This window comes from Archangium sp. (assembly GCF_036277355.1).
Taxonomy (GTDB): Bacteria; Myxococcota; Myxococcia; order Myxococcales; family Myxococcaceae; genus Archangium.
Genome location: NZ_DASUNC010000150.1, coordinates 1 through 19,015, shown reverse-complemented (window position 1 = coordinate 19,015; position 19,015 = coordinate 1). Strand labels below are relative to the sequence as shown.

General features: G+C 66.8%; 18 protein-coding genes. 9 read left to right on the top strand and 9 right to left on the bottom strand.

All coding sequences use genetic code 11. From position 1 onward, the window contains the following. Positions 1-51: 51 nt before the first annotated feature. The 3 genes from VFZ09_RS37150 to VFZ09_RS37140 are packed head-to-tail and all read left to right on the top strand — an operon-like array spanning position 52 to position 4,228. A complete protein-coding gene (locus VFZ09_RS37150; RefSeq protein ID WP_329732509.1) occupies positions 52-2,796 on the top strand; it encodes a PAS domain S-box protein in 2,745 nt (914 codons plus the stop codon). A gap of 50 nt (positions 2,797-2,846) precedes the next feature. After that, complete coding sequence (locus VFZ09_RS37145) at positions 2,847-3,578, top strand: hypothetical protein (RefSeq protein WP_329732508.1); 732 nt, start codon at positions 2,847-2,849, stop codon at positions 3,576-3,578. A gap of 17 nt (positions 3,579-3,595) precedes the next feature. Next, positions 3,596-4,228 (top strand): manganese efflux pump MntP family protein, encoded by a 633-nt coding sequence (locus VFZ09_RS37140; protein WP_329732507.1) that lies wholly within the window; start codon positions 3,596-3,598, stop codon positions 4,226-4,228. Positions 4,229-4,309: 81 nt separating this feature from the next. On the opposite strand, the gene VFZ09_RS37135 is transcribed toward VFZ09_RS37140, so the two are convergent. The 8 genes from VFZ09_RS37135 to VFZ09_RS51780 all read right to left on the bottom strand — a co-directional run bounded on the left by VFZ09_RS37135 (position 4,310) and on the right by VFZ09_RS51780 (position 12,413). Beyond that, positions 4,310-6,535, bottom strand: coding sequence for a M3 family metallopeptidase (locus VFZ09_RS37135; protein WP_329732506.1), 2,226 nt, complete (start codon positions 6,533-6,535; stop codon positions 4,310-4,312). 278 nt (positions 6,536-6,813) lie between these two features. Then, on the bottom strand, positions 6,814-8,133 hold the full coding sequence (locus VFZ09_RS37130; protein WP_329732505.1) for a TIGR02270 family protein: 1,320 nt from the start codon (positions 8,131-8,133) through the stop codon (positions 6,814-6,816). A 32-nt stretch (positions 8,134-8,165) separates the two neighbouring features. After that, entirely contained in the window at positions 8,166-8,636 is a 471-nt protein-coding gene (locus tag VFZ09_RS37125) for a DUF4150 domain-containing protein (RefSeq protein WP_329732504.1), read from the bottom strand. Between the two features lie 36 nt (positions 8,637-8,672). After that, positions 8,673-9,458, bottom strand: a complete 786-nt coding sequence (locus VFZ09_RS37120; protein ID WP_329732503.1) for an Imm49 family immunity protein — start codon at positions 9,456-9,458, stop codon at positions 8,673-8,675. A 31-nt stretch (positions 9,459-9,489) separates the two neighbouring features. Further along, a complete protein-coding gene (locus tag VFZ09_RS37115; protein WP_329732502.1) occupies positions 9,490-10,065 on the bottom strand; it encodes an imm11 family protein in 576 nt (191 codons plus the stop codon). A gap of 27 nt (positions 10,066-10,092) precedes the next feature. Next, positions 10,093-11,181: a hypothetical protein gene (locus VFZ09_RS37110; RefSeq protein WP_329732501.1), complete on the bottom strand. Its 1,089-nt coding sequence runs from the start codon at positions 11,179-11,181 to the stop codon at positions 10,093-10,095. A 13-nt stretch (positions 11,182-11,194) separates the two neighbouring features. Then, the gene (locus tag VFZ09_RS37105) at positions 11,195-12,091 is read right to left on the bottom strand and encodes a beta-ketoacyl synthase N-terminal-like domain-containing protein (protein WP_414640787.1); all 897 of its coding nucleotides are present in this window, start codon (positions 12,089-12,091) and stop codon (positions 11,195-11,197) included. Further along, positions 11,973-12,413, bottom strand: a complete 441-nt coding sequence (locus VFZ09_RS51780) for a DUF2169 domain-containing protein (RefSeq protein ID WP_414640786.1) — start codon at positions 12,411-12,413, stop codon at positions 11,973-11,975. Before VFZ09_RS51780 ends, VFZ09_RS37105 begins: the two co-directional genes overlap by 119 nt. A gap of 295 nt (positions 12,414-12,708) precedes the next feature. Between VFZ09_RS51780 and VFZ09_RS37100 the strand changes: the two genes are divergently transcribed. From VFZ09_RS37100 to VFZ09_RS37080, 5 genes are all read left to right on the top strand, one after another. Then, a complete protein-coding gene (locus VFZ09_RS37100) occupies positions 12,709-14,310 on the top strand; it encodes a DUF4403 family protein (RefSeq protein WP_329732499.1) in 1,602 nt (533 codons plus the stop codon). A gap of 172 nt (positions 14,311-14,482) precedes the next feature. Next, the gene (locus tag VFZ09_RS37095) at positions 14,483-15,094 is read left to right on the top strand and encodes a hypothetical protein (protein ID WP_329732498.1); all 612 of its coding nucleotides are present in this window, start codon (positions 14,483-14,485) and stop codon (positions 15,092-15,094) included. Between the two features lie 95 nt (positions 15,095-15,189). Then, complete coding sequence (locus tag VFZ09_RS37090; protein ID WP_329732497.1) at positions 15,190-15,990, top strand: hypothetical protein; 801 nt, start codon at positions 15,190-15,192, stop codon at positions 15,988-15,990. 389 nt (positions 15,991-16,379) lie between these two features. Beyond that, positions 16,380-16,967 (top strand): hypothetical protein, encoded by a 588-nt coding sequence (locus VFZ09_RS37085; RefSeq protein WP_329732496.1) that lies wholly within the window; start codon positions 16,380-16,382, stop codon positions 16,965-16,967. A 199-nt stretch (positions 16,968-17,166) separates the two neighbouring features. After that, on the top strand, positions 17,167-17,940 hold the full coding sequence (locus VFZ09_RS37080; protein ID WP_329732495.1) for an NlpC/P60 family protein: 774 nt from the start codon (positions 17,167-17,169) through the stop codon (positions 17,938-17,940). 166 nt (positions 17,941-18,106) lie between these two features. On the opposite strand, the gene VFZ09_RS37075 is transcribed toward VFZ09_RS37080, so the two are convergent. Beyond that, positions 18,107-18,289 (bottom strand): hypothetical protein, encoded by a 183-nt coding sequence (locus VFZ09_RS37075; RefSeq protein ID WP_329732494.1) that lies wholly within the window; start codon positions 18,287-18,289, stop codon positions 18,107-18,109. Between the two features lie 347 nt (positions 18,290-18,636). Between VFZ09_RS37075 and VFZ09_RS37070 the strand changes: the two genes are divergently transcribed. Beyond that, positions 18,637-19,015 (top strand): hypothetical protein (locus VFZ09_RS37070; RefSeq protein WP_329732493.1); only part of this gene is annotated, 379 nt, incomplete at its 3' end.

Here is a 19,015-nt window from a genome sequence, read left to right as displayed (position 1 = left end):
AAGGCTTACGGAGTCATGAGAGACAATGCGTCACGCGCTGCCAGGACATCCGTGGGACGCCGGCGACTGGCCTCCCTCCCGGGGCGTTATGCGGTGGCCCTCCTGAGCTGCCTTCTCGCGGCCCTGGCCGAGCAGGCGCTCTGGCCCCTGCTGCACATCGCGCCCTTCATGCTCTTCTTCCTCGCCATCATGGTGGCGGGGTGGTGGGGAGGATGGGGGCCGGCCATCGCCAACATCTCGCTCTCCGTCCTGCTCGTCGGTCGCTTGTTCCTGGCCCCCGGAGCGCCGTCCGGGCCGCGCGCGGGAAACCTGCTGACACTGGGACTCTTCGCGCTCATCGCGACGCTGATCACCTGGCTGAACGTCACCCTGCGCAGGAGCAACGCCGAGCGGGTGGAGTTGCTCGAGCGCGAGCACGCCGCCCGGAGGCAGGCCGAGGCGGAGCGCATCCGCCTGCATACGCTCCTGAAGGATGCGCCAGCGTACATCGCCCTGTTCCGGGGGCCCGAGCATGTCTGCGTGCTGTCCAACGCCCTGAACGGCGAGCTGATGACGGGCCGCGAGGTGGTGGGCAGGCCCTTGCGCGAGGTGATGCCCGAGGCCGGGCACCACGAGCTGCTGAGGATGCTGGATCAGGTCTACACCACGGGGAGGAGCGTCTCGGCCAGGGAGGTCGCCGTGCGGTTGCTCCAACCACGGGGGTCCACGCGGGAGGCCTTCCTCAACCTCGTCTGCCAACCCACGTACGATGCCGAGAACCGCGTGGAGGGAGTCGCCACCTTCGCGTTCGACGTGACGGAGCTGGTGCTCGCCCGGAAGCGGGCGGAGGACGCGGAGAATGGGCTCCAACGGCTGGCCGACTCCATCCCGGCCATCGTGTGGAGCGCCGGAACCGATGGGCGCAACGATTTCTACAACCGGCAATGGTACGAGTACACCGGCCTCCCCCGGGGCAGCCTGGACTTCGACCAGGTGGTCCACGCCACCCACCCGGAGGATCTCGCCACCCATGCCGAGCAGTGGCGGCAGTGCCTGGAGCGGGGCGAGCCCTTCCAGGGCGAGTTCCGGCTCCTGCGGGGCTCGGATCAGAGCTACCGCTGGCACCTGACCCGGACGATCCCCTGGAAGGATGAGCACGGCCGCGTGGCCAAGTGGTTCGGGACGTCGATCGACATCGACGAGAGCAAGCGGGTGGAGGCCGCGCTGCGCGAGAGCGAGGCCCGCTTCCGGAACATGGCCGACCACGCGCCCGTCATGCTGGGGATGACGGACGAGGCCCTGCGCTGCACGTACTTCAACCGCCCCTGGTACGCCTTCACCGGACGCGGCGAGGCCGAGAGCCTGGGGCACCGCTGGCTGGAGGCCGTGCACCCCGAGGACGTGACGGCGCTGAAGGAGCACGTCCTGGCGGCGCTCTCCCGGCGGGAGCCCCTCCGGCTGGACCACCGCCTCCAGCGAGAGGATGGAGAGTACCGCTGGGTGAGCGTGTCGGCCCTGCCCCGCTTCGACGGCTCGGGCGCGTTGCTCGGCTACATCGGCTCCGTCATCGACATGACCGACCGCAAGCGCAGCGAGGAGTTGCTGGCGCTGCTGGCGCGCGCGGGAGCCGAGCTGGGCACCTCGTTGGACGAAACGGAGACACTCACCGCCGCCGCCGGGCTCGCCGTGCCCGTGTTCGCCGACTGGTGCTTCGTCGATCTGCGCCAGGCGGACGGCTCCTTTCAACGGGTACGGGCCGTGCACGCCGCGTCCGAGGACACGACGCTGGCCCCGCCCGGCCCCCGCTTCAGCCTGATGCCGGAAGGCACCTCGACGCTGCTCATCGAGCACTTCACGCCCGGCTGCCTCCCGCGGGACGAGCGGACCGGGGAGCTCCCGTGCCGGCGGGAGCAGTCGCGGCCGCGCTCCTGCATCGCGGTACCGCTGGTGGCCCGGGAGAGCATGCTCGGAGTGATGAGCTTCTTCACCTCCCGCTCGGGGCGCCACTACACGGCGGCGGACAAGTCCGTCGCGGAGGAGCTGGCGCGGCGCGTGGCGCTCTCGGTGGACAACGCGCGGCTCTACAAGAGCGCCCAGGAGGCCGTGCGGCTGCGGGACGAGTTCCTGTCCGTCGCGAGCCATGAGCTGAAGACCCCCCTCACCCCCTTGACCCTCAAGCTGCAGATGCTGGCCCGGCGCGCCGCCCAACAGCCCGGCTCTCCCTTCGCGCGCGAGGTCCAGGCCCACGTGGCGGTGGGGCTCGGCCAGGTCAAGCGGCTCGCGGAGCTGATCGGCGATCTGCTGGACGTGTCACGCATCTCCGCGGGCCGGATGGTGTTGAACCCCCGCGCCATGGACTTCGCGGCCCTGCTCCGGGAGGTGGCATCACGGCACGAGGAGCAGGCGGCCCGGGCGGGCACACCGCTGCACGTCGAGGCGCCCCCGTCGCTCCCGGGCAGCTGGGACGCACCGCGCCTGGAGCAGGTGGTGGTGAACCTCGTGGACAATGCCCTCAAGTACGGAGCGGGCAAGCCGGTGTCCCTGCGGCTGGTGGCGGACCCGGACAACGTGGAGCTGACCGTCGAGGACAAGGGAATCGGCATCGCCCCGGAGGATCAGACGCGCATCTTCGAGCGCTTCGCGCGGGCCGTCTCCGAGCGCCACTACGGGGGATTGGGCCTGGGGCTCTACATCACGAAGTCCCTCGTGGAGGCGATGGGCGGTGCGATCCGCGTCCAGAGCGAGCCCGGCAAGGGCGCGGCATTCACGATGGTGCTGCCCAGGAACGCGCCGCCCTCCCAGGGCCCGGCACCTTGACGGCGGCCCCTCACGCCCTGTCTCCTCCTCGGGTGAAAGGGCCCTCCCGGATGTTCCGACTCCTGCGCGTGTCTGCCTTCTTCGTGTCTGTCCTTGCCGCGCCCACCGCGCGCGCCGAGGGCCTCAGTGTCCTGAGTGACCTGAACGCCGCCCTCACCGTGACCCACCTGGACAACGCCCCGGGCCTCGGCCTCGAACCCGGCCCGCGGCTCGGCGGGCGGCTGCGCTATGACTGCGTCGCCTTCGAGGGCTTTCCCCTGGCCTTCTCCAGCGACCTCGCCCTGTACGGCCCCACCGACCTGTGGGAGCACAGCCTCGGCCTCGGCCTCGGGTACTGGCTGGGCCCCGTGGGATTCGGCCTCCTGGGCGGTGCCGGCATCCAGGGCGGAGGGCAGAAGCCGCTCGCCTCCCCCGCCTTCTTCACCCTGAATCTCCAGGCCACCGCCGCCATGAACCTGGGCGACATGCTGCGCCTGCGCGTCTGGGCCCGGCCCATCTGGCTCGCCGCCGTCCTCCAGGGCGAGGAGGGCAGCCTCCCCGCTGAACACTTCAGCGGCTTCCAGCCGCTCCTCTCCCTCGCCGGCCACACCAGTGACGAGCTCGCCCTCGGCGTGGCGCTCGCCCTCACCCTCCCCCGCCACGGCCCCGCCAACCACCTCTACAACGGCAGCGCCACCTTCTGGGTGGGCGCCGAGTCCCGCTCCATGCTGCGCAACCACATGGTGAGCGTCTTCATCGGCTATGGCGCGGCCACGGGCGCCTACAACGGCTCCCCCTTGTGAGCGGCGAAAGCATCGTCATGGTGCTTTCGCGCGACGCGGGGATGGGGCAAAAGGGCCGCATGTCGCTGTTGACACTGCTGTTGCTCGCGTTGGGACTGGCCATGGACGCCACGGCCGTGTCCGTCGCGAGCGCCATGTCGGCGCCGCGCGTCCGCGCACGAGACGCCCTGCTGCTCGCCTTCCTGTTCGGCCTCTTCCAGGCCGTCATGCCGGTCATCGGCTGGGCGCTGGGGTCCCAGTTCGAGAAGGTCATCTCCGCCTGGGACCACTGGGTCGCCTTCGTGCTGCTCGTGGGTATCGGGGGGAAGATGATCCACGAGGCCATCACCCACGAGCACCCGGGGGTTCCCGACGCGAAGGAGCCGGGCGAGGCCCCCGAGCGCAACCCGTTCCAGTTCGGGACGCTCGCGCTCATGGCGGTGGCCACCAGCATCGACGCGCTCGCGGCGGGAATCACGCTGCCGCTGCTCGACGTGCGGCTGGTGACGGCGGCGGCCATCATCGGCGGAGTCACCTTCGCCCTGTGCCTGCTGGGCGTGAGCGTGGGACGCCGGTTCGGACAGTCCCTGGAGGGCAAGCTCGACATCATCGGCGGCATCGTGCTGATCGGCATCGGCACCAAGACGCTCATCGAGCACCTCTCCGCCTGAAGCGTCCCGCACGAAACACAGGGGCCGGAAGCCACTGGCGCGCAGCGGCTTCCGGCCCCGGAGACAACAGCCCGGCTCAGCTCACTTCGCCGGCTTCTTCCGCGCCGCGCCCGGGACCGGGAAGCCGCGCTTGCGCATCAGCGCGTCGATGCCGGCGTCCTTGCCGCGGAAGCTCCGGTAGGCCTCGGCCGGGTCCACCGTGTTGCCCACGGAGAAGACGTTCTCGCGCAGGCGCTCGGCCACCGTCCGGTCGTAGGGGCCCTTGCCCTCGGTGAAGGCCTCGAAGGCATCCGCCGTGAGCGTGTCCGACCACAGGTAGCTGTAGTAGCCCGCCGAGTACCCGTCCCCCGCGAACACGTGGCCGAACTGCGGCGTGCGGTGCCGCATGACGATCTCCTTGGGCATGCCGAGCGCTCCCAGCGTGTCGCGCTCGAACGCGTCCGGATCGATCTTCTGGCTGCCCGCGAGGTGCAGCTTCATGTCGATCAGCGCGCTCGACAGGTACTCCACCGTGGCGAAGCCCTCGTTGAAGGTGGAGGCCTTCTCGATCTTCGCCACCAGCGCCGCGGGGATGGGCTTGCCCGTCTGGGAGTGCAGCGCGTACGTGTTCAGCACCTCGGGCGTGGAGAGCCAGTGCTCCAGCAACTGCGAGGGGAACTCCACGTAGTCCCGCGCCACCGCCGTGCCCGAGAGCGTCGGGTACGTCACGTTGGAGTTCAGGCCGTGCAGGGCGTGGCCGAACTCGTGGAACAGCGTCTCCGCGTCGCTCCAGCTGATGAGCACGGGCTCGCCCGGCGCGCCCTTCACGAAGTTGGAGTTGTTGGAGACGATGGTGCTGACCTCACCCTTGAACCGCTCCTGGTTGCGGTAGGCGTTCATCCACGCGCCGGAGCGCTTCCCCGGCCGCGCGTACGGGTCGAAGTACCACAGGCCCACGTGCTTGCCGCTCGCCTTGTCCTTCACCTCCCAGACGCGCACGTCCGGGTGGTACACGGGCACGTCGTTCACCGGCGTGAACGAGAAGCCGAACAGCTCGCCCGCAACCCAGAACATGCCCTCGCGCAGCTTCTCCAGCTGCAGGTACGGCTTCACCTCGTTCTGGTCCAGGTCGTACTTCGCCTTGCGGACCTTCTCCGCGTAGTAGCGGTAGTCCCAGGGCTCGATCTTCAGCTTCGCGCCTTCCTTGTTGGCGATCGCCTGCATGTCGGCGACCTCCTCGCGGGCGCGGGCGACGGCGGGCGTCCACACCGCCTCCATCAGCTGCATGGCGCGCTCGGGCGTCTTCGCCATGGCGTTCTCGAGCCGCCAGTGGGCGTGCGTCGGGTAGCCCAGCAGCTTCGCGCGCTCGGCGCGCAGCTGGAGCACCTCGGTGATGATCTGGTTGTTGTCGCGGGCGTCGCCGTTGTCCCCGCGGTTGACGTAGTTGCGCCAGACCTTCTCGCGCAGCTCCCTCCGGGCCGAGTACGTCAGGAACGGCTCCATGGAGGAGCGCGTGTTGGTGACGGCCCACTTGCCCTTCATGCCACGCGACTCGGCCGCGGCGGCCGCACCGGCGCGCACGGAGTCGGGCAGGCCCGCGAGATCCGCTTCCGACTCGAGGACGACGACGTAGTTCTCCTCGTCCGCCAGCACGTTCTGGCTGAAGCTGGTGTAGAGCGAGGCGAGGCGCTGGTTGATGCCGGCCAGGCGCTTCTTCGCCTCGGCGTCGAGCTTCGCGCCCGCGCGGACGAAGTGGGTGTAGCGCAGCCACGTCAGGCGCTGCTGCTCGGGCGTCAGCTTCGCCTTCTCGGGCGACTGGTAGACGGCCTCGATGCGCCGGAAGAGCTTCTCGTTCTGGGTGATCTCATCCGAGAAGGCGGCCAGCTTCGGCGCCATCTCGCGCTGGATGGCCTGGAGCTCCGGCCCGCTCAGCGTCGAGCCCCAGATGCCATAGAGCGTCTCCACGTCGTCGAGCGTCTTCCCGGCGGACTCCATCGCGGCGATGGTGTTCTCGAAGGTGGGCGCGGCCGGCTCGTTGGCGATGGCGGCGATCTCCTGGCGGAACTCCTCCATGGCGGCCTCGAGCGCGGGCTTGAAGTGCTCGACGCGGACCTTGTCGAACGGGGGGACCCCGCCGTACGGACCGGTCCATGGGACCAGCAGCGGGTTCCGCACCGGGGCGGCCTCGGCCGGGGCGCTCGGGGCGGCGGGGGCGCCCTGGGCGGCCGGAGCGGAGGGAGCCGCCTCGCGGACCTCCTGGCTGGTCGTCGCGCACCCGGCGGACACGAGCGCGGCCACGCCCGCGCTGGCGAAGAGAAACTGACGCATGAAGGAGATGCCTCCAGACTGGGGTGAATACGGAAAATCCCTGCTCCAACGAGCATGCCTGCCCGCTTCTTCCCGTCGATTTTTTCCAACTCGCCCCGGAAGGGAGAAGGTAAGGCTGTCAGCGGTGAGCCAGATGCTGCGAACACCTCAAGCAGAGTGGCCCGCCCCTGCGGCGAGGGCTGCTTCGCCTGCTGATAATCACGGGAGGACGCGAAAGTGCGCCCCTGGAGTTACTCGGTCGTCCCCGCTCGGTGGATTGAACATGAGCGCCACACCCATTACCTGAGCATCTGCGAGAGGGGCTGCCGCACCATTGGGATGGAGGGAGCGGCACGAAGCCGCCCCATTTCAACCCGTTGGCGGCGGGTGAACGCCCTTGTCTGGACACGACACGTGCCCCTGCTGCGAATGGCCAATTCAAGCGCCAGCACGTGGCGACGTCGCATGGGTCCGCGCTCGATCGCATTCAACAGCAGCTCCACGTCGAACGGCTGCCCATGGAGATATCGCTCGCTTCGCGCGAAGCCCTTACGAGCTTGCTGCCACCAGGTGGAGACAGCGTCGATCGCTGGAACGGCCAGGGAGGCTTCGGGTTTCAGTGAAAGATCCGCATCGAGATCCTCCTCAATCGGAGGAAGCGCGGACTCAGTGTCATCCGAGCTGGGCGCCGCATAGGGGCCTTGAATGGCCAGACCTGTGATGGAGGAGAAGGCTTCCGCTGCCAGTGCCGCAACTGGCGCCTCGAACATCAACCCGAGGCAGGCCTCCGCGGCATCGACACGCCCACTGAACCCCAATGCCCAGAGGACACCAGGACGTTGCGACGGTATCTCGAGAGCACTCAGCAACATTTGAAGCTCTCCGTCGCCACCTCCGAGAGCCAGGAGCACCCACGCCTCCGCACGGCCCATCTCCTGAGCGGAGGCCATCTCCTTGCAGGCCTCCCATGCGGCACGCGAGCCCTGAAGGAGCCCGGTTCTAATCGCGGCCATTCTGACGGCCGGATGAACGGAATTGAGCGAGGCAGACAGCACCGCTGGCCGGACTCCGCCCTCTTGGAGACGAGCACATCGCCAAGCGGCCACGCGCACGGCCGCCTCCTCGTGCACGAGCATCCTGTCCAGCACCTCGGAGGGGGGCACCACATCATGGAAAGCCAGCACCTCCAGCGCCAACGCCTGGAGGACGGGCTCGGGAGACGCCAGGAGGATATCCATGCGCTCGGCACACGCCTGCCACGTCCATACCTCCAGTGCTCTCTGGATGGGTGCACGCGAACCGGGCTCGCCCTTTTTCAGCACCTGGAGCAGGTCCTCCATGGCGCTGGCCTCGTGACTGGCGAGCAGGGCCAGAGCGGCTGAGGAGAGCCGCTCCGGCTCGTCGGACTCGAGCGCGGGCCGCAACAGGCGCTCCGCGACGGGAGCACCCGCTTCCGCGAGCCCCTCGACATGAGCCAGCAGTCGCGCCTCAGGGCCAGAGGTTTCCTCCACATTGAAGTCAGGAGCGACCAGGGCCCGTTCCCATTGCCCCCACAAGAAAGCAGCCTCGTCCAGGTGCTCCTCGTAGACATCCCATCTCGGCAGCAAATCTTGTCTCACGCTTTTCCGCCAGGTTCGCCTGAAGCCCGTGCTCAGCCTTCGTAGTCCTCTTCACACACGAGGCACTCCGGCTTCTCCTTCTCCTTTCCCGGGGCGATCACCGGTGGCTGCATCACGGGAAAGGGCGGAGTGTTCTTGTCGTTGTGGAGCATCAAATCGAAGGCGCGGGCGACGTTCTTGCCCTCCACCTTCACATCGAAGGAGTAGTTGACGAACTCCGCTTTGCCCTGGGTCTTGCTCGAGGCCACACCACCACCCGCCGTGCCCGCCTCGTCGCCGGTGCTGGTGCTGAAATTCGAGTCCTTGACGCACACCGGGTTTCCCTCGACCGTCACCGTCTTGCTGCCCTTGGCGGTATCCGACGAGCGCGCGACGTTGGGATAGGGAATGGGCACCGGCCCGCCTGGGGTGGGCGTCTTGCAGACATCCGGGAAGGCCACCGTGGTGCCGTTGCTGTCCTTCGTCACCACGGACATCTTGTTCACACCGACTGTATTGGCCATGGAGCCACCTCCGGCACCGGTTGGGTTTCCGCCATTCTACCCCCAGAGCATCACGCGGGCATGGGGCCGTGGCCGCCCAGCCAGGACGACGGGAGGAATCAAGGGGTACTGAGACCGGGTGGGCATTCCCCTGCCACTGGCCAGCCTCACGAGAGCGAGGCCCTCAATGAAGACGTTGGCCTCGGTGAGCAGGAAGACATGATCTCCCAACCCCGACTGCCGCTGCAGACGGACCTGGGACTGCCACTCCTCACACAAAGCCAACAGCGCGGCCTCGAAGCGCTCCGGATCCCTGTGCACCAGGGCTGCCACAGCCTCATAGCGGGGGTACGCCACCCCTTCGAGCGCCCGCTCCATACGCTCCAGGCATTTCAACGCGCGCTCCTCGCTGCCCGTGGACGAGGCCAGGAGCGGGAGGAGCTCGAAGAAGCAGAAGTCCTCCTCGTACTCCATGCCTTCTGCCCACCGGGGCTCCATCCGCTCGCCAATGCGCCCGGCCAGAGTCATGTCGCCGAGGGCGAGCGCGTCGAGCAGGGGTTGGGCCCGGCTCCGAGCCAGGTAGTACGGATCGAGCCCAGGACTCACGGACTTGCGCTCCAGCAGTTGGAGGTATGCATCCGCCGCGAGGAAGAGGTGGCCACAGAATCCTTCGACATCGTAGGAGGATAGCAACAATCCGCACCCCAGCCGCCGGTAGTCGCTCGCGAGTTGGAGGATCTTGTTGGCATCCACCGCCCCGCTCTTGCGCAGCGCTTCGAGCCGCAGCGCGAGGATCTGGCTCAGGTTGCTGACGGTGAATTCGAGCTCCCGGATGCTCATCATTCCTCCCGCGAGGACACTGACGTCCGCGGCTTCAATAGATGTCCTCTCCCTGCTCGCGCACCACGAGCCCGGTGAGATTCTCGGCCTGGATGTGCTGCAACAGATCGGAGCGGATGATGATGACCTCGGGGCACTCCCCCAGACGGAAGAGACGCGTCTCGGGCGGGATGAGCTCCTCCTGGAGCTTGAGCCGCTCGACTACCAGGATCTCTTCATCGCTGCCCGGAACGAACTCGGATTTTTCGCGGTCCATGCAGGCAACCTTGCGCAAGACGTTGGCCAGATAATACCGGCTCTTGGTGGGCCGTCCGCGCCTGTCCAGCACGGTGATGGGCAGGTACTCCATTTCCTGGCGAAGGCCCTGCGCCTCGAGCACCTCCCTCGCCCGTGAGGAGATGACGAGCACCGAGCTGATGTTGGGGATGAAGTCACACAGAATATCCCCGCTATCCTGCGAGAGGGAGAACGTCGTGGACTCGGGGAGGGAGTCCTTCAGGACAGTGCCCTCGGTGAGCTCCCAGCTCTTGGCGACCCGCTCGCCGATGTCCTTGATGATCGCGTTGCGCCGATCAGTGTTGAGGTAGATCGACAGGTACCCGTGGGCCATTTTTCCCTCTCGGAGAGGAGTGTCTCCTCACGATTCAATCACAAAGAAGCCATCGTCCAGAAGGTTCTGTCGTGCCTTGCGCGACATGGCCTCCAGCATGCTTTTGATGTCGTTCGCGGCCTTGGTGACTGCTTCGTGCCGCTCCCGCTTGTTCTCGATGGCGAGGGCCCGATCGATTCGGGCCCGCACCTGGTCCAACCGCTTCTCAAATGTGAGCGAGTAGCCCTTGTGGTCGGCACCGGATTGCCAGGGGATGTGCGCTGGGAGATCCAGGATGCGCGCCACGAATACCTCTCGAGGCAGCATCATCATGTTCTCCTGGTGGTGGATATTCCAGGTGGACTTCATGACGACCGCAGCCCGCTTCATGTAGTCGATGCCGTTGTTCGTCTGCTTGTTCAGCACATACTGCTGGAAGGCGCTCACCGGCAGCAGGTGATGATGATCGTGCTCATAGGGGTACCACTGCCCGAGGCCCGGCTCGGCCACGCTCTTCCTGATGGCGAAATTCTTGGGCCGCCGTCCAAACCGGGCCACGAGTTCACTGAAGTAGTTGGCGAAGCTCCTCTTCCGATTCTTCTTGTTCCCGCCATAGACATTTCGGAACTTCTCGCTACTCACACCGGCCCTGTATCCCACGTCCCAGCCCTGGGGATCCAACACGAGCCAGTGCAGGGACTTGCCGTACCTACCCCGGTATGCGTTCAGGAAATTCAATTTCTTGCGCAAGGCATCTACCATGCTCTTGCCCTGAGCAAGGGTGGACTGAAGTTTCTGCTCACCCACCTGTGCGGCACCGGAGGTGTACTCCTCCGTGTCGTTGTTCACCTGGCCACCACGGATGTAGCCCAGTTCCTCGGCCTTCTGCCGGTTTCCCTTGCCCTTGCGCGTGTTATAGACCTCAGGGTGGGCCTCTGCCTTGTCGACGCTGTTCTCCTGGTAGTGGCAGGAATGGGTGTCGGTCTCGGACTGGCTGATGCGGATACACGTGTCGCTGCTCTGGCCGTAGTTGTGTTTCCAGAAGCAGGGCCGGTTTGGACCCGGGTTCCGCTCATGGCGGTTCACCAGCGCCCTCTGGTCCGCATGGCTCCGGTTGTTGGGATTGTTCTCGCTCATTGATTCGCCTCCCCTAATGCTTCGGAAGTGAAGACGACATCCTGGAAGGCTCGTGGCGGCGAAGCAGTGCCGAGGCAACCTCGCCCGAGTCCGCACTGGACCAGACAAGCACCTCCCCTGGTGCCGTATGACCGCGGGAGAGCGAGCGTGCCGCCGCCACTACGGAGAGGGCCCCGCTCGCGGCCCCCGTGTCCCCCAGAGACGTGGCGGGCCAGAGTTCCACGGCCCCGGACAGGTCATGCCTGCTCTGGAGCCGTACGCGGGCCCCGCCCCACTCACTCGCTCGGGAATCCTCGCCATTCAAATCACCGTAGAGGGTCCCCACTCGCGAGGACGAGCGCAGACTCCGATCGATAACCTTGGACAGTTCGAGGCCCATGGGGAGTCCTCCTTCCGCTCGGGGCCTGGGCTCCTGTCCCACCTCGATGGCCCCCACCAGGCACTGCAGCGGCGCCTGTCTCCGCAATGCCAGCGACAGCGGCTCCACCAGGAAGGCCGCGGATGCCTCACCCGCCATCAGACCGCGTGACCGGGCTGGTGTCTTGAGCCGCTCCTGCTCGTAGAGCACCTGCAACTCATCAGGACCCACCAGGCTGTCGACGCCACAGATGATGGCGCGTTCAAGATGACCCTGTTGGATGGCCGACGCGGCCTGGTGAAGGGCCACCAGCGCGGAGGCATGCCCCTGAAAGAAGGTGACGCGGTCCTTCGCAGCGATGGGGAGCCCCACGTGCCGGGCAGCTTCTTCCACCAGTTGCTCCTCCAGAAGGTCATCGTAGAAATCAATGGACTCATCCCGAGTGGGAGAGAGGCCCATGTAGAGAGCTGTATTGCGCCAGAAGCCCTGCTCGGCCTGCTGGAGACCGGAATACCAGAGCAGATCGGCGAGAGCGTGCGTGGAGAGGCGCAGATACAAGCCGAGACCACGAAATCCCTCCGTGATGCCTCGAAGCGGATGACCGGTCAGCCGCATGTTTTTGTACGGGACCCACCCGCAGAGACAACAACAGTTCTCGCGTGTCCTTGTCTGGGGCATGAACGTGGCCCACCAGCACCACATCCGTCGTCAGCTTGATGAAGGCACACTCCGGTTCGTACCGATAACTGGACTTCTCCGGTTCACCCCAATGCTGGCCAGCCAGGCACAAAGGCGCCTGCTCCGCAGCCAGCTGCAAACCTCGGGGACCGATGGCGTAGGTCCCCTTGATCACCAGCACCAACAAGGGACGCATCTGCTCATCGGCGAGAGCCAGCGGCTCGAAGACGAACGGCGTCCTGTTCTCTATGGCCGGATGACTCATGTGCCCCCCCGTGCGCGGGAACAAAACCGGAACACCATGCCACACCACGCAGCAACAGGAAGAAGCATGCGCTCACCCCTGCTGGATGGAACGGTGCGGCCTCCCCCCTCACCGTACCATCACGGACCCAGCCAGAACGGCGCGAATATCACCGCCACTCCCCCCTGCGGAAAGCCACCGGATTGGGCTATGCTCCGCGCCCACACTCGCGGTGTATTTCCTCGCCATGCCTCAGTCGCGCTTTCGTCCGTTCCCCGCGCTCCTCGCGTCGCTGGCCCTCGTGTCCTGCGCCGGCCCGCGCATCGAGTCGCAGACCCTGCAGCCGCCTCCGCCCGCCGCCAACGGTGGGCGCCCGGTGTCGGATCCTCCGCCCTCGCGCATCGTCATCCACACCACCATCTTCCGCGAGGGGCTCCTCAAGAAGCTGGCCGAGAGCCTGCCGCGCTCGGGCGAGGGCGATGCCCAGCTCTTCGCCGGCCAGACGCTGCACTACACCTGGCAGCGCGAGCCGCTGACGATCAAGTTCGACCGCGGCCGCGTGGTGGTGGGCGTCCCCGTCCATGGCCGCTTCAACATGCTCGGCGAGCGGGAGATGCCCATCACCGTCACCATCGCCGGCGAGCCCGTCATGACGGCGGACTTCAAGGCACTGCTGCAATCCACCGAGGTGCAGGTGGTGGCCGCCGGCCCGGTGGACGCCGTCAACCGTGCCCTCGAGGCCAAGCTCAAGGAGCTCATCGGCAAGACGCTCGAGGAGTTCCGCTTCGACGTGCGCCCGCTGCTCTCCAGTGCCTTCGCCCGGCTCGCCCGCCCCATCGAGATTCCCGTGGGCGGGGACCAGTACGCCTGCGCCGAGCTGAAGGTGACGAGCCTGGAGGCCGCCCCCACCGTGCTCGCGGATGGCTTCGAGAAGGACCTCGGCATCGTGGTGATGCCCTCGGTGACGCTGCCATGCACCCCGGTGGCGAGCCTCACCCGCCCCGCGAGCACCGACGGCGGCACTCCGGCCACCGACGCGGGCCTCCAGACGGCCAGCCCCACGGCGGCTCCCGGGAGCACCCCGCAGTTCGCCAGCTACACCCCGGGCGCCACGGGCACGGATGGTGGGACGCCGGTCCCGGACGCGGGCATGCAGACACAGACGGCCGTGTCCACCGCCACCGCGCCTGGCGACGGAGGCACCAGCACGGACGCCGGCACGCCTCCGCCTCCGGCCACGCAGGTGGCCATGCCCCTGCTGCAGAACGTCTCCACCCTGCCCTCCGGCCCCTTCAAGGTCGTCATCCCCGTGGCCGCCCGCTACGAGGAGCTGTCCAAGGCGCTCGAGGCCTCCATGAAGGGCCGGCTCCACTTCTCCGAGTCGCACCCGGAGCTGTACATGGAGAACCCCCAGGTCTACCCCTCGGATGACACGGTGGTCATCAAGATGAACCTCGGGGGCAACGCCAAGGTGGGCAGCTACTCCGTGCCCATGAAGGGCGAGCTCTTCTTCGCCGGCCATCCGCACGTCATCGACAACCAGATCTCCGTGCCCGACCTGGAGATCACCCCGGGCACGGCCAGCGAGCTGCTCAAGCTCAAGTTCGCCCTGGACTACCAGTCCATCCGCGACCAGGCCCGGCAGGCGCTGCGCGTGGACATCTCCGAGCGGCTCGCCGCGGTGAAGGACAAGATGTCCACCGAGATGAGCTTCTCGGAGGACATGGGCTGCGTGCGCGGCCAGGTGCTCCGCTCCGAGGTGACGGGCATCTACCCCCACCCCAGCTTCCTGCGCATCTACGTGCAGGTGGACGCCCAGCTCGGCCTGTACCTGCCCTGCAAGCGCTGAACCGGGATTCCAGCGAAAATCGGTTTTCGTTTCAATCCGGCCTCATACGGTGATATAGGAATTACCCAGTGAGGCCGGAAATCCCGCGAAGCTCGTAGGACACGTCCACCCCAGGGTGGAACTCCGGCACGACAGGACGGGAGCCCACTCCCGTCTCCGGAGGAAGACCCCGATGATGCGTGAAGCGATTCGTCCGCTCGTGTGCGCCGTGCTCTGCGGGCTGCTGGTGGCGTGCGGTGGAACCGAGGCCGACCCGGTCCTGTCCGAGCAGGAGACGCTGGGCACCCAGAGCTCGGAGCTGTGCTCGGGCCTGTACGTCACCTCGCTCGTCGTCTCGGGGGCGAGCACGTACAACGGCGAGATGGCCGCGAGCGGCACCTGGACGACGGCCCCGGGCGCCAACGCGGTGCGGCTGGAGTACTACGTCGGTGACACGCTCTACACCACCGAGGAGCGCGTGGGCACCACGGGCACCTGGTACTTCAGCACCACGGGCATCGCCTGCGGCCCGCGCAACCTGGTGGTGAAGGCCTGGCCCATGGTCGTCGACAGCGCCGGCAACCGCACCACCTGCTCGGCCGCGCTCACCTCCACCACCGTCACGGTGACCGAGGACTGCCATTGGACAACCTACGCGCCCTTCCCTTGCGGCACCTTCGGCTTCCCGTCGTGCTACGCCTTCGCCCCGTGCCCGAGCAGCCCGAGTGGGCAGGTCTGCTCCCCTTATGGGTCGGTCTGCATCGTGAGGGCGGGCATCGGCAGCATGCTGTACTACTGCATCTAGGACAGGGACGGGGCCCGCCGTGAGGTGACCTGCCAGATGAGGTGCGGCCTCCCGTTTCGCGAGGTGATAGAAGGGTGGGCGGAAGGAGGCCGCACATGGCCGACGAATCACCCTTCAAGGGCGGAAGACTGGGGCCGTTCCACCTCGGCAGGCGCTTCAAGCACAAGGAGCTCGGAACGGGCCTGGGCCGTGTCTACGAGGCGCACAACGTGAATACCGGGGCCTCGGCCCTGGTGCTCATGCCCGACCGGGGTGCGGACTGGGAGCCCACGGAGGACTGGCGGATCTCCGCCTCCTCGCACGAGTCGCCTCCCTACGTCGCGCTGGAGGTGGGGCACGCCCCGGCCTCGGGCCGGCTGCCGGCCCTGGCGGAGCTGCTCGATCTGCTGGCCTCCGCGGTCGAGCGGTTGGAGCAGAACGCCGAGGCCCGCGCCCACCTGACCCGCGAGCCCATCGGCCGGCTGCGCAGGTGGCTCGGACGCTCGCGCCGGTGGATGCGCTCACGGCGGGGGCTCGCCATCGCGGGCCTCGCTACGGTGGCACTCGGCATGGGCCTCTGGCTGGGCATCACCGGCCTCGGCGGTGGCCCTGAGCACGAGCCCCGCACGGCCCATGGCGTGGCCGCGGAGGCCGCGGCCCGGCTCGATGCGCCCGCCTCGCTCAGTCCTGATGACGAGAGCATGGCTGCCATCGCGTATCCCATGCCCGGAGGTCCCTTCCGCGACCAGGCCAAGGCCCCCTGCCGGCCCAAGCGAGGCGAGGTGGAGATCAACGGCGGGTGCTGGGTGGCGCTGGAGAAGCGCCCGCCCTGCTTCGAGACCCAGGCCGAGTACCAGGGCAAGTGCTACCTGCCGGTCTCCGCGGCGTCCCGGAAGGCCCAGTCCATCCTCCCGTGAGCCCAGGCACTTGCAGGGGTGACCATGAGGGAAGATTTCCGCATGACCCTCGCTCTGCGCAATGCCAGGAGCGTTGAGTGCCCTCCCCCAATACCTCCCTCGCGTACCGCGGCAGCAGTTGCCCCTGGTCCGGCAGCCACTCCCGGAACGGTCGCGGTGAGCTGAAGCGCGCGGAGCTCTTTGCCTCCTCCTGCTGGTGGGGTTCTCCGACAAGCTCCCAGGGAACGCCCTGGGCACCGGCCTCGGCCGGGGGCCCCGCCCTGAACCAGGAAAAACGAAAAACATGTTTACTCCGCGTGAGAACTGATTCACTGTGATTCCAGCTTTTCGTGAACTCCGGTTTTCACACGTGTGGGCCAGGAGGCCCCCACTGCTCGCGAGGTCTGAACATGAAGCCCTGGCTCTCGATGCGCGCCCTCCTCGAGGTCACCGTGCTGGGCGTGGCCCTGCACGTCGGGGCGGTGGGTTGCGGCATGTCACCCGGAGGGGAGACCCCGGCTGACAACGGGACGGACCCGCTGGAGCAGCTCCAGAGCACGTTGTGGACGGCCTACACGTCGGAGGAGTACCCGCCGGTGAACTGTCTGGACAGCCGCCTGGTGGCGGGCGTCGCCTGTAGCGGGCGCTTCTGTGACAACGTCGCCATCGACTGCGTGGCGGTGAGTGGCCTCACGTTTGGCGCCAGCTCCTCCACGCCTTTCTTCTCGGAGGAGGGCTCTCACGAGGGCGTCTGCTCCGGCAACGAGTGGATGACCGGCATCCAGTGCCATGGGGACTTCTGCGACAACCTCAGCATCCGGTGCACGGAGACCAACCGGGCCCCCACCCAGTGCGCGTGGACGAGCGGCACCTATTCCGAGGAGAACAGCCCGTTCCAGGTGGCCAGCATCGGCCGTACTGGCTTCTTCATCCGCGGCATCCGGTGCTTCGGCTCCAACTGTGACAACAAGCAGTATCTCACCTGCCGCCCCCTGTGAGGGGGAAGCACCGGCCCTCTCATGAGGGCCACTCACCGTGAATTGAACGAAAGGCCATACCGAAATGCTCTCATCCCGCAGAGGTGCTTTGCTGGCAACCGTGTCGGCCGTGGTTTCGTGTTTCGCATTCACGCCGCCCGCTCGAGCTGACTACACATTCTACCGAACGGATCCTCACACCGGGGCTTGCTGGAACAAGGTGAACGCGTACGGAGGCGTCTACCAGATCACCAACAATCTGCTGAATGGGACGGGCTCTACTCACACCGCCACGGTGCAAAGCTACCGCCCAGGGGTTGGACTGCAATCCAGTGAGAGCTACACCGCCAGGCCCGGAGAGTGGAAGGTGGGCGGGATCGCCCACGTGGCCATCGTGCCCAATGATGAGTTCAGGTACTACCTCAACGGGGTGCTCGTCGCGGGCATCCCGGCCAATGGCATCCCGTTCTACATGCAGCACTGCAAGGTGTCGACGTCGCCTTCCGTCAAGGTCAGGATGGCGCTCTCCTACGGCCTCGCGGCACTCGACTCCGTCTACACGGGAGCCTGTGCGGGAACCTACCGGTTCGGCGCCGCCCCCAGCACTGCGATGTGGCATTACGGTGCGAGCTGCAACAGTGGTCAAGGCAACTACTACCAGCCCGCTGGCGTCAGAGGTTTCGACTGCTCGGGATTGGTGTACAAGATGTTCCAGTATGCAGGAGTGCCTTTCGGCTGGACCTCCTCCACGGACATGAAGAATGGCATTCCGCAAATCTCCAAGTCCTACATCCAGGTGGGCGATCTCCTCGTGAAGTACGGGCACGTGGCCGTCTACCTGGGTGACGGTGATGGGGATGGCATTGCGTCAGTCCTGGAGGCGACGCCGGAATGGACGAACCCCGACGGCAGCAAGACCGGCGTCATCATCTCCAACGCGACCTCGTACCTTCAGGACTCTGCTTACACCGCTCACCGGGTACCAGGCATCTGACGCGGCGCTCGTGCACTCCAGCCGGTATCGCGCTGCCGGGCATCTTCCTTTTCTACGCGGCGGCGTGGGCTTCGGCTTCGGGAAGCTCTCGCCGCCCAGGCCGCCGAGGCTGGACTGCAGCTGGGCCCTCGGATCGTGGTTGATGTCCGCCAGGCGGGGGCTCGTTTCAAGGCGGACGTCCGCTGGGATTGTCGGAGCGGGGCTCCGGGCAGTTGCCTCTCGGAGCTTTGACGCCCCCGGTCAGGGCCAGCACCATCGCCCAGCGCTGCACGACGAGGCGCTGGAAGAACGGAAGCTCGAACGCCGCCAGGTCCTCCTCATCCTCCTGGCTGGGGCGTGCAGGGGCCACGCAGGCCATGCCTCCGCGCTCGAGCGGATGGAGCAGAACGCCGAGGCCTCGCCCACCTGACCCGCGAGCCCATCAGGCCGAGGACCAGGGCAAGGGGTAGCTGCCGGTTGTCTTTGAAGACGCTTCGAGCACGCTTCCCCTGAGTCATTTACAGGAGAGCCGTCAGCGCTTCGTCAGCGCCGCGTCAGCGTTTCGTCAGTGATTGGAAATTCTCGCAGTGGGCAATCCCAGACGCACAGGGTGGGAATAAATTCACGTTTTGCCACATTTACTATTTTCACTGATTGAACTATTGCCCCCCTGCCTCGGACGGTCCATTCCCGGCCGTCCGCACGAAAGGAAATCCTATGAAGAAGAGCCATCTGCTGTCGGCCCTGGCCGCCGTGGGCGTGATGCTCGGCGGGGGCATTCCCTCTGACGCGCACGCGGCCGTGCCCTTCGACTGCCGCACGCTGGACTTCGGTATCTACTGGTACGGGCTGAGCAACGCGTCCCAGAAGGCGGTCCCCGGCGTCTACAATCCCTACTTCAACGCCGCCAAGCCCACCGTCATCTACGTGCACGGCTGGCAGAAGGACGGCGTCGTCAATGGCAAGCGCGAGACGTTCAACTACGCGGAGAACGATCCCACGTACGGCGTCAACGTGAACATGGCCGACGCGTGGATCAACGCGGGCTGGAACATCGGCATCTTCTACTGGAACCAGTTCGCGGACGAGCCCGAGG

What these genes read in the sequence shown, in the direction of transcription:
- VFZ09_RS37095 (WP_329732498.1), top strand. Translation starts at nt 14,483, where the DNA reads ATGATGCGTGAAGCGATTCGTCCGCTCGTGTGCGCCGTGCTCTGCGGG.
- VFZ09_RS37120 (WP_329732503.1), bottom strand. Translation starts at nt 9,458, where the DNA reads ATGATGAGCATCCGGGAGCTCGAATTCACCGTCAGCAACCTGAGCCAG.
- VFZ09_RS37140 (WP_329732507.1), top strand. Translation starts at nt 3,596, where the DNA reads ATGGTGCTTTCGCGCGACGCGGGGATGGGGCAAAAGGGCCGCATGTCG.
- VFZ09_RS37090 (WP_329732497.1), top strand. Translation starts at nt 15,190, where the DNA reads ATGGCCGACGAATCACCCTTCAAGGGCGGAAGACTGGGGCCGTTCCAC.
- VFZ09_RS37125 (WP_329732504.1), bottom strand. Translation starts at nt 8,636, where the DNA reads ATGGCCAATACAGTCGGTGTGAACAAGATGTCCGTGGTGACGAAGGAC.
- VFZ09_RS37135 (WP_329732506.1), bottom strand. Translation starts at nt 6,535, where the DNA reads ATGCGTCAGTTTCTCTTCGCCAGCGCGGGCGTGGCCGCGCTCGTGTCC.
- VFZ09_RS37110 (WP_329732501.1), bottom strand. Translation starts at nt 11,181, where the DNA reads ATGAGCGAGAACAATCCCAACAACCGGAGCCATGCGGACCAGAGGGCG.
- VFZ09_RS37100 (WP_329732499.1), top strand. Translation starts at nt 12,709, where the DNA reads ATGCCTCAGTCGCGCTTTCGTCCGTTCCCCGCGCTCCTCGCGTCGCTG.
- VFZ09_RS51780 (WP_414640786.1), bottom strand. Translation starts at nt 12,413, where the DNA reads ATGCGTCCCTTGTTGGTGCTGGTGATCAAGGGGACCTACGCCATCGGT.
- VFZ09_RS37115 (WP_329732502.1), bottom strand. Translation starts at nt 10,065, where the DNA reads ATGGCCCACGGGTACCTGTCGATCTACCTCAACACTGATCGGCGCAAC.
- VFZ09_RS37085 (WP_329732496.1), top strand. Translation starts at nt 16,380, where the DNA reads ATGAAGCCCTGGCTCTCGATGCGCGCCCTCCTCGAGGTCACCGTGCTG.
- VFZ09_RS37145 (WP_329732508.1), top strand. Translation starts at nt 2,847, where the DNA reads ATGTTCCGACTCCTGCGCGTGTCTGCCTTCTTCGTGTCTGTCCTTGCC.